This window comes from Bradyrhizobium sp. JR4.1 (genome assembly GCF_040548605.1).
Taxonomy (GTDB): domain Bacteria; phylum Pseudomonadota; class Alphaproteobacteria; order Rhizobiales; family Xanthobacteraceae; genus Bradyrhizobium; species Bradyrhizobium canariense.
Genome location: NZ_JBEPRY010000010.1, coordinates 68,558 through 81,417, shown reverse-complemented (window position 1 = coordinate 81,417; position 12,860 = coordinate 68,558). Strand labels below are relative to the sequence as shown.

The 12,860-nt window shown below is 67.2% G+C and carries 12 protein-coding genes and 1 riboswitch; of the genes, 7 read left to right on the top strand and 5 right to left on the bottom strand.

Annotated elements, in window-relative coordinates; translation table 11 throughout:
- Position 1: 1 nt before the first annotated feature.
- From bluB to cobU, 3 genes are read right to left on the bottom strand one after another with little or no spacing between them, the layout of a single operon-like run.
- Complete coding sequence (gene bluB, locus ABIB90_RS20725; protein ID WP_354164590.1) at positions 2–634, bottom strand: 5,6-dimethylbenzimidazole synthase; 633 nt, start codon at positions 632–634, stop codon at positions 2–4.
- A 4-nt stretch (positions 635–638) separates the two neighbouring features.
- On the bottom strand, positions 639–1,421 hold the full coding sequence (cobS, locus tag ABIB90_RS20720) for an adenosylcobinamide-GDP ribazoletransferase (protein WP_354164592.1): 783 nt from the start codon (positions 1,419–1,421) through the stop codon (positions 639–641).
- Positions 1,418–1,921, bottom strand: a complete 504-nt coding sequence (gene cobU, locus ABIB90_RS20715; RefSeq protein WP_354164594.1) for a bifunctional adenosylcobinamide kinase/adenosylcobinamide-phosphate guanylyltransferase — start codon at positions 1,919–1,921, stop codon at positions 1,418–1,420. The genes cobS and cobU overlap by 4 nt, the downstream gene beginning before the upstream one ends.
- Positions 1,922–2,042: 121 nt before the next feature.
- Between cobU and cbiB the strand changes: the two genes are divergently transcribed.
- Together cbiB and cobD are read left to right on the top strand one after the other, a co-directional pair.
- On the top strand, positions 2,043–2,981 hold the full coding sequence (cbiB, locus tag ABIB90_RS20710) for an adenosylcobinamide-phosphate synthase CbiB (protein ID WP_354164597.1): 939 nt from the start codon (positions 2,043–2,045) through the stop codon (positions 2,979–2,981).
- Positions 2,982–2,992: 11 nt separating this feature from the next.
- Positions 2,993–3,955, top strand: coding sequence for a threonine-phosphate decarboxylase CobD (gene cobD / locus ABIB90_RS20705; protein WP_354164600.1), 963 nt, complete (start codon positions 2,993–2,995; stop codon positions 3,953–3,955).
- Here cobD and ABIB90_RS20700 read toward each other — a convergent pair.
- Together ABIB90_RS20700 and cobO are read right to left on the bottom strand one after the other, a co-directional pair.
- A complete protein-coding gene (locus ABIB90_RS20700; protein ID WP_354164603.1) occupies positions 3,944–5,392 on the bottom strand; it encodes a cobyric acid synthase in 1,449 nt (482 codons plus the stop codon). The genes cobD and ABIB90_RS20700 overlap by 12 nt on opposite strands.
- A gap of 10 nt (positions 5,393–5,402) precedes the next feature.
- Positions 5,403–6,038 carry a cob(I)yrinic acid a,c-diamide adenosyltransferase gene (gene cobO / locus ABIB90_RS20695; protein ID WP_007593167.1) on the bottom strand — a complete coding sequence of 212 codons (636 nt, stop codon included), beginning with the start codon at positions 6,036–6,038 and terminating at the stop codon, positions 5,403–5,405.
- Positions 6,039–6,078: 40 nt separating this feature from the next.
- Positions 6,079–6,296, top strand: a riboswitch (cobalamin riboswitch).
- 95 nt (positions 6,297–6,391) lie between these two features.
- Here cobO and ABIB90_RS20690 point away from each other — a divergent pair.
- From ABIB90_RS20690 to ABIB90_RS20670, 5 genes are read left to right on the top strand one after another with little or no spacing between them, the layout of a single operon-like run.
- On the top strand, positions 6,392–6,775 hold the full coding sequence (locus ABIB90_RS20690; RefSeq protein WP_354127539.1) for a DUF1636 family protein: 384 nt from the start codon (positions 6,392–6,394) through the stop codon (positions 6,773–6,775).
- A complete protein-coding gene (gene cobW / locus ABIB90_RS20685; RefSeq protein ID WP_354164607.1) occupies positions 6,772–7,821 on the top strand; it encodes a cobalamin biosynthesis protein CobW in 1,050 nt (349 codons plus the stop codon). The genes ABIB90_RS20690 and cobW overlap by 4 nt, the downstream gene beginning before the upstream one ends.
- Positions 7,821–11,069: a cobaltochelatase subunit CobN gene (cobN, locus tag ABIB90_RS20680; RefSeq protein WP_354164610.1), complete on the top strand. Its 3,249-nt coding sequence runs from the start codon at positions 7,821–7,823 to the stop codon at positions 11,067–11,069. The genes cobW and cobN overlap by 1 nt, the downstream gene beginning before the upstream one ends.
- Entirely contained in the window at positions 11,066–12,229 is a 1,164-nt protein-coding gene (gene cobG / locus ABIB90_RS20675; RefSeq protein ID WP_354164613.1) for a precorrin-3B synthase, read from the top strand. The genes cobN and cobG overlap by 4 nt, the downstream gene beginning before the upstream one ends.
- A complete protein-coding gene (locus tag ABIB90_RS20670; RefSeq protein ID WP_007593162.1) occupies positions 12,229–12,858 on the top strand; it encodes a precorrin-8X methylmutase in 630 nt (209 codons plus the stop codon). The genes cobG and ABIB90_RS20670 overlap by 1 nt, the downstream gene beginning before the upstream one ends.
- The last annotated feature ends 2 nt before the right edge of the window (positions 12,859–12,860 follow it).

Here is a 12,860-nt window from a genome sequence, read left to right as displayed (position 1 = left end):
CTTAACGCCGCAGTGTGAATTCTTCCGCGCCGCGCCGCTGCTCCCACTTCGCCTGTTCCAGCTCGGGCCGGTCGCATTCGACTTCCGGATAACCGATGCAGAGATAGGCGATGAATTTCCAGGTGTCCGGCACGTCAAGAATGGCGTGGATGCGATCCGGATGGAGGATCGATACCCAGCCAAGCCCGATGCCCTCGGCGCGCGCGGCGAGCCACATCGCGGTGATCGCCGCGACCACCGAATATTCCGTCGTCTCCGGCATCGTCGCGCGGCCGAGGCCGTGACCGATGTCGCTGGCCTTGTCGGCGAACACGGCGAGGTGGCCGGGGGCCTGTTCGAGACCCGAGAGTTTCAGCGTGGCATAGCGCGCTGCGCGCTCACCGGCATAGGCATTCAACGCGTCGGCGTTGCACGCCTTGAAGTCGTCGATCACGGCGCGACGCCGCGCGGCGTCATCGACGATGACGAAACGCCAGGGCTGGCTGAGTCCGACCGAGGGGGAGAGACAGGCCGTCTCGATCAGGCGATCGATGGCGCCGTCAGGCAACTGATCGGCGCGAAAGCGGCGCACGTCGCGGCGCCACACGAACAGCTCGCGCAAGTGCTGGCGGAAGGCGTCGTCGAATTCGACCATCGCGTCACCCTCCGATCTGGAAAGCTGCGGCAACCAGGAGGATCAAAATCTCGCCGGTCTGCTCGAACGCGCCGAGGATGTCGCCGGTCTGCCCGCCAATCTGGCGGATGGCAAGTCGCGCCAGCATCAAGCCGGCGAGGGAGAGCAGGATCAGGCTCACCAACGCCTTGCCGGGCCCAAGCGCGAGCGTGAGCGTGAGGATTCCAACAGCGAATGCGATCGCAACGCTGCGGCCCGGCGGTGATCCGGCGCTCGCCGACAAGCCGTCAGGTCGTGCAGGTGCGACCTGCGACATGAAGGCCGGCAAGCCCGCGCGGGCCGCAGTATGCGCAGCGCACAGCGCGAGCGCGACCGCCCACGGATTGGCGATCGCCGCGAGCGCGCTCCAGCGCAGGCCGAACGACAGGATCAGCGCGCAGACGCCATAGGTGCCGATCCGGCTGTCGCGCATGATCTCGAGCTTGCGCTCGCGCGTGCGGCCGCCGCCGAGCCCGTCGGCAGTATCGGCAAGGCCGTCCTCGTGCAGCGCGCCGGTGATGAGGGCGGTCGCGGCCAGCGCGAGCAGGGCGGCAAGATTCGGTGTCAGACCGAACCGGCTCGCGACCTTGTAGACCAGGGCGCCGGCAAGGCCGACCAGCAGTCCCGCCACGGGCAGCGCCCAGGTCGCGCGCGCGACGGCGCCGTCAGCTGCGGGCTTCGACGATGCCACGGGGAGGATCGTCACGAACGATGCCGCCATCCTGAGATCGGCGATGACGTCCTGCAAGAATTCGGCGCGCGGCATCATTTCAGTTTCATCGGTAGGCCGGCGACGATAAATTCGACCTCGTCGGCGACGGCCGCGATGGCCTGGTTCATGAACCCGGCGGCGTCGCGGAAGCTGCGCGCCAGCGCATTGTCGGGGACGATGCCGAGGCCGACTTCGTTGGTGACGAGAACGACGGGGCTTTTCAGCCGGGGCAGGGCACCGGCAAGCTCCTTGATCTCGCGTTCCCAGTCGCGCTCCGCATGCATGAGGTTAGAGAGCCACAGCGTCAGGCAATCGACGAGCCGCGCGCCGCCGCCGTCGCTTGCGACCAGCGCGGGAACGAGATCGAGCGGCACTTCGCGTTCGATCCAGTCTGTTCCGCGGCGCGCGCGATGCCCGGCAATGCGCGCCTCCATTTCGGCATCGAGAGCCTCGGCCGTCGCGACATAGACCGGCTGCCCAGGAAAGGCGCGCGTGCGCATTTCCGCACGCTTGCTCTTGCCCGATCGCGCTCCGCCCGTGATCAAGATGATGGCCATAACGGTCTCCTGTGGGCCTGACTAATCACCAAACGCGGCCAAAAACAAAGCCGAAATCCGCCAATCAGGGGCTTGCGCTCCGGCCACCCTTTGCGCAACAGGGGCAGGACAGGAGACGGGTGTGGGTTTTGTGGGTGCGATGGCGGTGGCGATGGCGGTGGATGCCCTGTTGGGCTGGCCGTCGTGGTTGTTCGCGCGGATCGGCCATCCCGTCACCTGGCTGGGCCGGCTGATCTCTGCCATCGACACCGCCTGGAATCGATCGTCTGATCCGCCAGCGTTTCGCCGCGCCGCCGGTCTTGCCGGAACGCTCGCGGTGATCGGGCTCGCCGTTGCGCTCGGCTGGGCGCTTCAGTCCCTGCTTCCCTTGGAGATCCAGGTCGTGCTGGTCGGCGTCCTCGCCTGGCCGCTGGTCGCGCTGCGCTCGTTGCTCGACCACGTTGCTGCCGTCGCAAATCCCATGCGGGCCGGTGACATCGCCGCCGCGCGCGACGCGGTCTCGCGCATCGTCGGCCGCGATCCCCTGACGCTCGACGAGGCCGGCATCGCGCGCGCGGCGATCGAGAGCCTCGCCGAGAATGCGTCTGACGGCATCGTCGCACCGGTGTTCTGGGGCGCGCTGTTCGGTCTGCCCGGCATTTTGGGTTACAAAGCGATCAACACGCTGGACTCCATGATCGGCCATCGCTCCGAACGCCACGAAGCTTTCGGCTGGGCCGCGGCGCGCATCGACGACGTCGCCAATTTCGTTCCGGCGCGGCTGACCGGATTTCTGTTCGTTCTGTTGGCGCCACGGCGATCAGAGGCGCTGTCGTGCATGACGCGGGATGCACGCCGTCACCGTTCGCCCAATGCCGGCTGGCCGGAAGCAGCGATGGCGGGTGCGCTTGGTGTGCGGCTCAGCGGTCCGCGGATCTATCACGGCAGCACCACGAACGAGCCATGGCTGAATGAAGGTGCGCGCGATCCGCTTGCCGCCGACATCGATCGGGGATTGACGGTCTACCGCCGCGCCATGCTGCTGCTCGCCGGCATCCTTGCGATCCTGGCCTTCGCGTGAAAGAACAACGCATGCGCGAGCACGGTGGAAATCTCGATCAGGCCCAGCAGCGTTTCGGCGGTCGCGCGGAGGACTGGATCGATCTGTCGACCGGGATCAACCGCCTGCCTTATCCCGTGGGCGAGGTGAGCTCGCGCGCGTGGAGCGCGTTGCCGTCCCGCGGCGGAATCGAGGCGCTGCATCAGGCGGCGCGGCACGCTTATCGCACGAGCGCGGCGGTCGTTGCGCTTGGCGGCGCACAAGCTGCAATTCAACTGCTGCCGCAACTTGCGCCGCCCGGCCGCGCGCGCATCCTCGCGCCGACCTACAACGAATATGCGGGGGTCCTCTCGGCTGCGGGCTGGGAGGTCCAGGAGGTCGGGGAGCTCGACGCACTGGCGGGCGCGGACCTCGCCATTGTCGTCAATCCCAACAATCCCGACGGCCGATGCCACACACCAAGGGATTTGCTGTCACTGCTGCCGCGCGTCGGCCGTCTCGTCGTCGACGAGAGTTTTGCCGATGTGGCACCGCAGCTTTCGCTTGCATCCGAGGACCGGCCGGGGCTGCTGATTTTGCGCTCCTTTGGAAAGTTTTACGGCCTTGCCGGCCTGCGGCTCGGCTTCGCGCTCGGCAATTCCTCCGACATCGCCAGGCTCGCATCGATGTCGGGGCCTTGGCCGGTCTCGGGACCGGCGATCGCGATCGGTTGCCGCGCTCTGCATGACGATGCCTGGGCCGAGGCCACGTCCGCGCGGCTGGCGCGAGACTGCGTTCGCCTCGACGGCATGGTGCGGTCGCAAGGCTGGACGCTCGTTGGCGGCACGCAGCTGTTTCGTCTCTACGAGACGCCTGACGCGCTTGCGGCGCAGGAGAGACTGGCGCGTCGCCATATCTGGTCGCGCGTGTTCGCGCGAGAGCCGACATGGCTGCGCCTCGGGCTTCCGGGCGGCGACTCCGAATGGACCCGCCTGGCCGAGGCGCTAGCGCGCTAGCGCGAGCAGGCCGTCGACGTCGAGATGTTGCTCGATGTGATCGGCAAGCGCATCGAGCGCACTCTCGACCCTGGCGTGATAGGGCTCGTTGCCTGCGGGAATGTCGAGCTTCGCCAAGAACGCCTTGCGGAAATCATCCGACGTGAACAGGCCGTGCAGATAGCTGCCCTGCACGCGTCCGTCGCGTGAGATCGCGCCTTCCAGTTCGCCGTTCAGCCTTGCGAATGGCCGCGTGCGATCCGGCCCATCGGTGCGGCCGATGTGGATTTCGTAGGCCTCGATCGGCTGATCCGTCGCGGCATGCACGGCCGCGACACGCGTCAGCGTCTTCTGCGGGGTCATCACCGTCTCGACGTCCAGAAGTCCGAGACCCGGTGTATCGCCCGCGGGTCCCTCGATCCCCTCGGGATCAGTGACGCTTCGTCCGAGCATCTGATAGCCACCGCAGAGGCCGAGCACATGGCCGCCTCTGCGGTAATGAGCCAGGAGATCGATGTCCCAGCCCTGCGCGCGCAGAAAGGCGAGGTCGCCGCGGGTGGATTTCGAACCGGGAATGATGACGAGGCGCACATCGCCGGGAATTGCCTCGCCCGGCCGCACCATCACGAGATCGACGCCAGGCTCGAGCTTGAGCGGATCGAGATCGTCGAAATTGGCGATCCGCGACAGCGCGAGACAGGCGATCTTGCATTGGCCCGGCTTGCGCGCATCGCTCAGGCCCAGCGCATCCTCAGCCGGCAGCTCGCCGGCGCGCGCGAACCAGGGCAGCACGCCGAAGCCGCGCCATGCGGTCTTTTCTTCGATCAGCTTATAGCCGTCGTCGAACAGCGTGGGATCGCCGCGGAACTTGTTGATGACAAATCCCTGGATCATCGCGGCATCATCCGGGTCGATCACCGTCTTGATGCCGACGAGTTGCGCGATGACACCGCCGCGGTCGATGTCGCCGACCAGCACGACCGGCACGCCAGCCTTGCGCGCAAAACCCATATTGGCGATGTCGGCCTTGCGCAGGTTCACCTCGGCCGGACCGCCGGCGCCTTCCACTAGCACGAGATCGGCGCGCGCCTTCAGCCGTTCGAAGCTCTCCAGCACCGCACCCATCAATGACGGCTTCATCGCCGCATATTCACGCGCACGCGCGGTCGCGATGCGCTTTCCTTGCACGATCACCTGCGCGCCGACATCGGTCTCGGGCTTGAGCAGCACCGGGTTCATGTCGGTGTGCGGCTCGACGCCGGCGGCGAGCGCCTGGAGCGCCTGGGCGCGGCCGATCTCGCCGCCGTCGACCGTGACGGCAGCATTGTTCGACATGTTCTGCGGCTTGAACGGGAGCACGCGCAGGCCGCGTCGCACAAAGGCGCGCGCGAGGCCGGCGACGATGAGCGACTTGCCCACGTCCGAGCCGGCCCCCTGGATCATCAATGCGCGCGCCATCGCGAGTTTCTTAGAACTCGACGCCGGCTTGCGCCTTGATGCCGGAGCGGAAGGGATGCTTGATCAGCGTCATCTCGGTGACGAGATCGGCGATCTCGATCAGCTCGTCCTTGGCGTTGCGCCCGGTGAGCACGACATGCGTCATCGGTGGCTTCGAGGTCACCAGGAAATCGACAACTTCGGCGATGTCGAGATAATCGTAGCGCAGCGCGATGTTGATCTCGTCGAGCACGACCATGCGGAGATTCTGGTCGAGGATCAGTTCCTTGGCCTTTTCCCAGCCGGCGCGCGCGGCTGCGATATCGCGGGCGCGGTCCTGCGTCTCCCAGGTAAAACCCTCGCCCATGGCGTGGAATTGGCAGAGGTCGCCGAAATGACCGGTGAGCATGCGGCGCTCGCCGGTGTCCCAGGCGCCCTTGATGAACTGCACGACCGCGCAGGGGAAGCCATGGGCGACGCAGCGGACGATCATGCCGAAGGCCGAGGACGACTTGCCCTTGCCGGCGCCGGTGTGGACGATGATGAGGCCCTTTTCGCCGCTCTTGGTCGCCATGATCTTGTCGCGGGCGACCTTCTTCTTCGCCATTTTCGAGGCGTGACGGGCGTCGGTTTCGTCGGCCGTCTGGGTATCCGGTTCTGACGTCATCGGACGGGGTCCTTCGGCTTGACAAGAGGCGGTCGGGGGCAAATGGTGACCCGGCGTTGGTTCCTGTCCTACGACAGGCGAAGAGGGAATGCGATAGGGTCCGAATCGGCAAGATTTGGTTCCAAAATGCAGCCGCCCCCGCGACCGTGACCGGAGAGATGCCCGAAGCCACTGACCCCTAGGGGATCGGGAAGGCGGGGATCGAAGGGGAAACCCTGCTCCGGAAGCCGGGAGACCTGCCAGCGCGGACGATTTTGGACCGGCGGACGGGGTGTTCCGCGACGGGGAAACGGGCCTTCGCAAGAACGGTTCGTGGGCCTCATCGCTTCCCGCTGTTTATTCTGGAAGAAGCGATGACCGTCACACTTCATGTCTGCATCACCTGCCGCGCCGGCCAGACGCTTGGCGAGGGCGAGACGACGCCGGGCAAGCGCCTCCATGGTGCGATCCTCGAGGCCGGCGTGCCCGACGGCGTCAGCGTGGTTCCCGTCGAATGCCTGTCTGCGTGCAACCAGGGTTGCTCGGTCGCGCTCAGCGCGCCCGGCCGCTGGTCCTATGTTTATGGCCGTCTGTCGGATGCGAATGCGAGCGACGTGGTCGCGGGCGCCGCGGCCTATGCGGCCGCGCCCGACGGCCTCGTGCCCTGGCGCAGCCGCCCGGAGATCTTCCGCAAGCAATCGCTTGCCCGCATTCCCCCCATTCCCACCTTGGCCGTCGTACCGGAGGCCGCCGAATGAATTCGCTCGCAAAAGTCCCGGTCACGGTCGTCACGGGCTTTCTCGGCTCCGGCAAGACCACGCTGATCCAGCATCTGCTTGCCAATGCCAACGGCAAGAAGCTCGCGGTGCTCGTCAACGAGTTCGGCAGCGAGGGCGTCGATGGCGAGATTCTGAAATCCTGCGCCGATGCGAATTGCCCGGAAGAGAACATCATCGAGCTCGCCAATGGCTGCATCTGCTGCACCGTCGCCGACGATTTCATTCCGACCATGGAGAAGCTGCTGTCGCGCCCGGTGCGCCCCGATCATATCCTGATCGAGACCTCGGGCCTGGCGCTGCCCAAGCCGCTGCTGAAGGCGTTCGACTGGCCGGAGATCCGTTCGCGGATCACGGTCGATGGTGTGATCGCGCTCGCCGACGCCGAAGCTGTCGCCGCCGGCCGTTTCGCGCCCGATCCTGACGCCGTCGAGGCGCAGCGTGCGGCGGACGAGAATCTCGACCATGAGACGCCGCTGTCGGAAGTGTTCGAGGACCAGATCGCCTGCGCCGACATCGTGCTGCTGACCAAGGCGGATCTTGCGGGCGCGGCAGGGCTCGAAGCCGCCAAGGCGGCGATCACCGCCGAGATGTCGCGTCGTGTGCCGATGCTGGCGATCACCGACGGTGCGATCGATGTGCGCCTCATCCTCGGCCTCGGTGCTGCCGCCGAGAACGATCTCGCCGCGCGTCCCTCGCATCACGACGGCGAGGAGGATCATGAGCACGACGATTTTGCGTCGGTCGTGATCGATCTTCCCGAGGTCACCGATATCGACGCGCTGGTTGCATCCGTTCAGCGGCTGGCGCGCGAGCAGAATGTGCTGCGCGTCAAGGGTTACATCGCGATGGAAGGCAAGCCGATGCGCCTCTTGCTGCAAGCGGTCGGCGAGCGCGTGCGCCACCAGTTCGACAAGCCCTGGGGCGCGGGTGTGAGGCGATCAAAGCTCGTCGTGATCGGCGAGCACGGAAATATTGATGAAGCCGCGATCAAGGCGGGACTCGGTCTTTCAGGATCTGGTATCTGATGCACGTCGTCTTCCGCGAGAGCCGCGGTCTCGAGGAGACCGCGATACCAAGGGACATCGGCCAGGACCCGGCCGATCTCGTGGTGCTCTCGTATTCGGATTCCGATCTAGCGGCGTTCGCGGCCGGTTGGCGCCGTGGTCGCGACAGCCTGCCGTCGCTACGCCTCGTCAATCTCGCCGAACTGCGTCATCCGCTCTCGGTCGACACCTATATCGAGCGCACGCTGGCGCAGGCGCGCGGCATCCTCGTGCGTCTGATCGGTGGGGAATCCTATTGGTCATATGGGCTCGCGGCCCTGCAGCAACTGGCGAGGGAGCGCGGCATCGTGCTGGCCGTGCTGCCGGCTGACGGCCGCGACGACACGCGGCTGGATGCGTATTCGACCCTGCCGGTCTCGACGCTGCGGCGGCTCAAGGTGCTCTGCGACACCGGCGGGCCCGTCGCGGCGCAAGCCGCGATCGCGCAGCTTGCGTTGGCTTCGGGCCTCTATGCGGGGCCAGTTATCGGCGAGATGACCGTGCCCGAGATGGGCTTTTACGATCCCGCGCGCGGCGTCATTGCCGCGCCGGCGTCGGGTGAGGGCAGGCCGCGAGCGCTCGTGGCCTTCTATCGCTCCTATCTCACCGCTGCCGACACTGGCCCGGTCGATGCCCTGATCGCCGCACTGCGCGAGAAGGGGTTCGACGCGCTTGGTGTGTTCGTCACCTCGCTGAAGGCCCCGGGCGTTGCGGATTGGTTGCGCACGTATCTCGCGCAAAATCCTCCGGCCGCCATCGTCAATGCGACGGCGTTCTCGGCGATGGGCGACGACGGCACGATGCCGTTCGATGCCGCATCCTGCCCGGTGTTCCAGGTCGCGCTCTCCACGGCACGGCGCGAGGATTGGGCCGGCTCGCTCCGCGGCCTGTCGCCCGGCGACCTCGCGATGCATGTGGTGCTGCCCGAGGTCGACGGCCGCCTGTTTGCGGGCGTGGTGAGCTTCAAATCGGCCGCGATGCGCGATCCCGATCTGCAATTCTCGCATCTGGCACACAGGCCCGACGAGGAGCGCGTGAAGGCCGTCGCCGCGCGCGTTGCGGCCTGGCGGCGCCTTTCAGAGAAGCCAGCCGCCGACAAGCGGATGGCACTCGTGCTCTCCAACTATCCGGGCCGTCCGCATCAGATTGCGCATGCGGTGGGACTCGATGCGCTGGCCTCGGTCGAAGCCATGGTGTCCGACCTCGCGGAGGCTGGCTTCGATGTCGATCCGGTCCATGCGCTCGGTGAGACGCTGCTCAAGCGGACCTTGAGCTGGAGCGTTGTCGATTACCGCGCTGCGCTCCTGCACCTTCCGCAAGTCTTGCAGGATGATCTCGCGCAAGCCTGGGGCGCGCCGGAGACCGATCCGGGTTGTCGCGATGGCGCGTTCCATTTTGCCGCGATTCAGTGCGGCCGCTCGATCATCGCGGTTCAGCCGGAGCGTGGCGATGCGACGACGCGCGATGTCGACTATCACGATCTCGCCCGCACGCCGCGCCATGCCTATGTCGCGTTCTATCTCTGGCTCCGAGCGCAGGGCTGTGATGCCGTCGTGCACATGGGCGCGCACGGCACGCTGGAATGGCTGCCCGGAAAATCCGTGGCGCTATCGCAGGCGTGCTGGCCGGAAGCCCTGATTGGCGATTTGCCCGTCATCTATCCCTTCATCGTCAACGATCCCGGCGAAGCCGCGCAGGCCAAGCGGCGCCTGGGCGCCGTCACGATCGGCCATCTGCCGCCGCAGCTCGCAGCATCAGCGGTGCCGGACGGGCTGCGCAGGCTCGAACAGCTCCTCGACGAGTACTCGACGGCCGATGGCCTCGACCCCGCCCGCCGCCAGCGTCTGATCGCCGCGATCCGCGACGAGGCACGCGCGGCTGGCCTCGAAGACGATCTTGGCCTCGATGCAGCGGCCGCGCCGGCCGAAGCGATCCCCCGGATCGACCGCTTCGTCTGCGATCTCAAGGAAAGCCAGTTCGGCGACGGCCTGCACGTGTTCGGCCGCGGCGCCTGCGGTGAAGCGGAACGCGACGCGTTGGGGGCCGCGCTTGCAGGACGGCGCGTCGCGCCGGGGCCGTCAGGCTCACCGTATCGCGGCCGTCAGGACGTGCTGCCGACCGGGCGCAATCTCTTTGCCGTCGATCCGCGCGCGGTGCCGACGCCGTCCGCGCATGCGCAAGGCATCAAGCTCGCGGAAGAATTGCTCCGTCGTCATCTGCAGGATCATGGCGACTGGCCGAAGGGCCTTGTCGTCGATCTCTGGGGCTCGGCGACGATGCGCACCGCGGGCGAGGAGTTTGCCATGGCGCTGCATCTGGCCGGCCTCGCACCGCGCTGGGATCATGCTTCCGGCCGTGTGACCGGCTACGACATCATCGCGCCTGCCGAGCTTGGCCGGCCCCGCATCGACGTCACGCTGCGTGTCTCGGGCCTGTTTCGCGACGTCTTCTCAGGCCTCGCGCAATTGTTCGAGGCGGCAGCCGAGGCGCTGTCGGCGCGCGAGGACGAGGGCGATGACAATCCATATCGCCATCGCACATCGCGCGTGTTCGCGCCGCGTCCCGGACAATACGGCGTGGGTCTCTCGGCAATCCCGGACGCCTTCACGCCCGAGACGCGCGACGCCGCCGGCGAAGCGTGGCTCTCGGCATCGTCATGGGCGTTCTCGGCCGATGGCGAGATCAAGCCCGATCGTGCCGGCATCGAGAAGCGGCTCGCATCCGCCGATGCTTTCGTGCACGTGCAGGATCTGCCTGAAACCGATCTTCTGCTCGCGGCCGACTATGCTGCGCATGAGGCCGGCATTGCGGCCGCCGCAGCACATCTCGGTGCGGCAGGGCCATCGCTCTATCATCTCGACGCGACGCGCCCCGAGCAGCCGCACGCGCGTACGCTGACCGAGGAAATCTCCCGTGTCGTCCGCGCGCGCGCGGCCAACCCGGCCTGGATCGCGGGCATGATGCGCCACGGTTTTCGCGGGGCGGCCGAGATCACCGCAACGCTCGAGCACATGGCCGCCTTCGCGCATCTGGCCGGCGCCGTGCCGCCGCATCTGTTCGACCTCTATTACGATGCGACGCTCGGCAGTGAGGACGTCCGCGCTTTCATGGGCCGCGAGAATCCGGCGGCACTGGCGGCGATGGAGACGTGTTTCACGCGCCTGCATGAGGCCTCGCTCTGGCGTACGCGCCGCAATTCGATTGCGGCTGCGCTGCGGGAGGCGTCATGAGCGCTTCCGTGGTCAAGGGCTGGTGTCCCGGCGCGCTGCGCCCGATGCAATCCGGCGACGGGCTGGTGGTCCGCGTGCGTCCGTTCGGCGGCCGGCTCGAAGCTGCCCAGATCTCCGGACTGGCCCATCTCGCCGAACGCCATGGCAACGGCCTGATCGACGTGACCAGCCGCGCCAATCTCCAGATCAGGGGCGTCAACGAGACCAGCCACAGGCTGCTGCTCGACGGCCTTTCGCAACTGGCGCTGCTCGACCCGGATGCTGACACCGAATCCCGTCGCAACATCCTTGTGACGCCGTTCTGGCGTGCGGGGGACGCGACCCAATCGCTCGCCGCCGAGCTCGAGGAGGCGCTCGCTGACAGCAAGCTCGAACTTCCAACCAAGTTCGGCTTCGCCATCGATGACGGCACCTCACGCGTGCTTGCGGGCGATTCCGCCGACGTGCGGATCGAGCGCGATCGTTCCGGCGGCCTGCTGGTGCGGGCTGATGGCGACAAACTTGGCCGCTCCGTCGCGCGTGGCGAGGCCGTGACCACCGCGCTCGCATTCGCCGACTGGTTCGTGACCTCAGGCGGCGCCAGAGGGGGGCGAGGGCGGATGGCGGCGCATCTTTCAGCCGGTGCAATCTTGCCGGCGGCATTGCGCGGCGAGGCCGAGCCGGCGCCGATCATGGCCACGGCGCGTCCCGGCCTCTATGCGCAAGGTGCGATGGTCGGGGTCGCCTTCGGGCAGATGGCGCATGCGACGCTCAACCAGTTCGCCGGTTGCGGGCATGCGCTGCGCATGACGCCATGGCGGATGGTTTTGAGCGAAGGCAAGCGCGCCATGCCGAACGTGACCGGTCTTATCACCGAGGCCTACGATCCCGCACTGCGCGTCATCGCCTGCAGCGGCGCGCCACGCTGTCGCGAGGCGCATGCCGATACGCGTGGCCTTGCCGCGGCCCTGGCCCCGAACATCGGCGCGGCCGCACGGCTCCACGTCTCCGGCTGTGCCAAAGGCTGCGCCCATTCCGGTCCCGCCGCCATCACTCTGGTCGCGACCGGCGCCGGCTTCGACCTCGTGCGCGCCGGGTCGACACGCGATGAGCCCATCCTGCGTGGGCTGAACCGCGACGACATTGTCCGAGATCCCTCCATCCTGATGGGAGGGCACTGATGCCGCACTCGTACGAGACCGACGGCGCGGCGATCTACCGGCAATCCTTTGCGACCATCCGGGCTGAAGCCGATCTTGCGCGCTTCACGCCGGACGAGGAGCAGGTGGTGGTGCGGATGATCCATGCCGCCGGCATGGTCGGCCTCGAAGCGCATATCCGCTTCACATCAGGCATGGCGGTCGCGGCGCGCGCGGCCTTGCAGAAGGGCGCACCGATCCTGTGCGACGCGCGCATGGTCTCCGAAGGAATTACGCGCGCGCGGCTTCCCGCGGCCAACGCCGTCATCTGCACGCTGGGCGACGAGACCGTTCCCGCGCTCGCGCAGTCCATGCGCAACACTCGTTCGGCTGCTGCCCTGGAGCTATGGCGCCCACATCTCGACGGCGCGATCGTAGCGATCGGCAACGCGCCGACCGCGCTGTTTCACCTCCTCAACATGCTGGAGGACCGGGACTGCCCGCGGCCTGCGGCGATCATCGGCTGTCCCGTCGGCTTTGTCGGCGCGGCCGAATCCAAGGCTGCGCTGATGGCCGATCCGAAGGTCGCCGCGTTGACGGTCGAGGGCCGCCTCGGCGGTTCCGCGATCACGGTCGCCGCCGTGAACGCGCTGGCGAGCCGGAGCGAATAGCG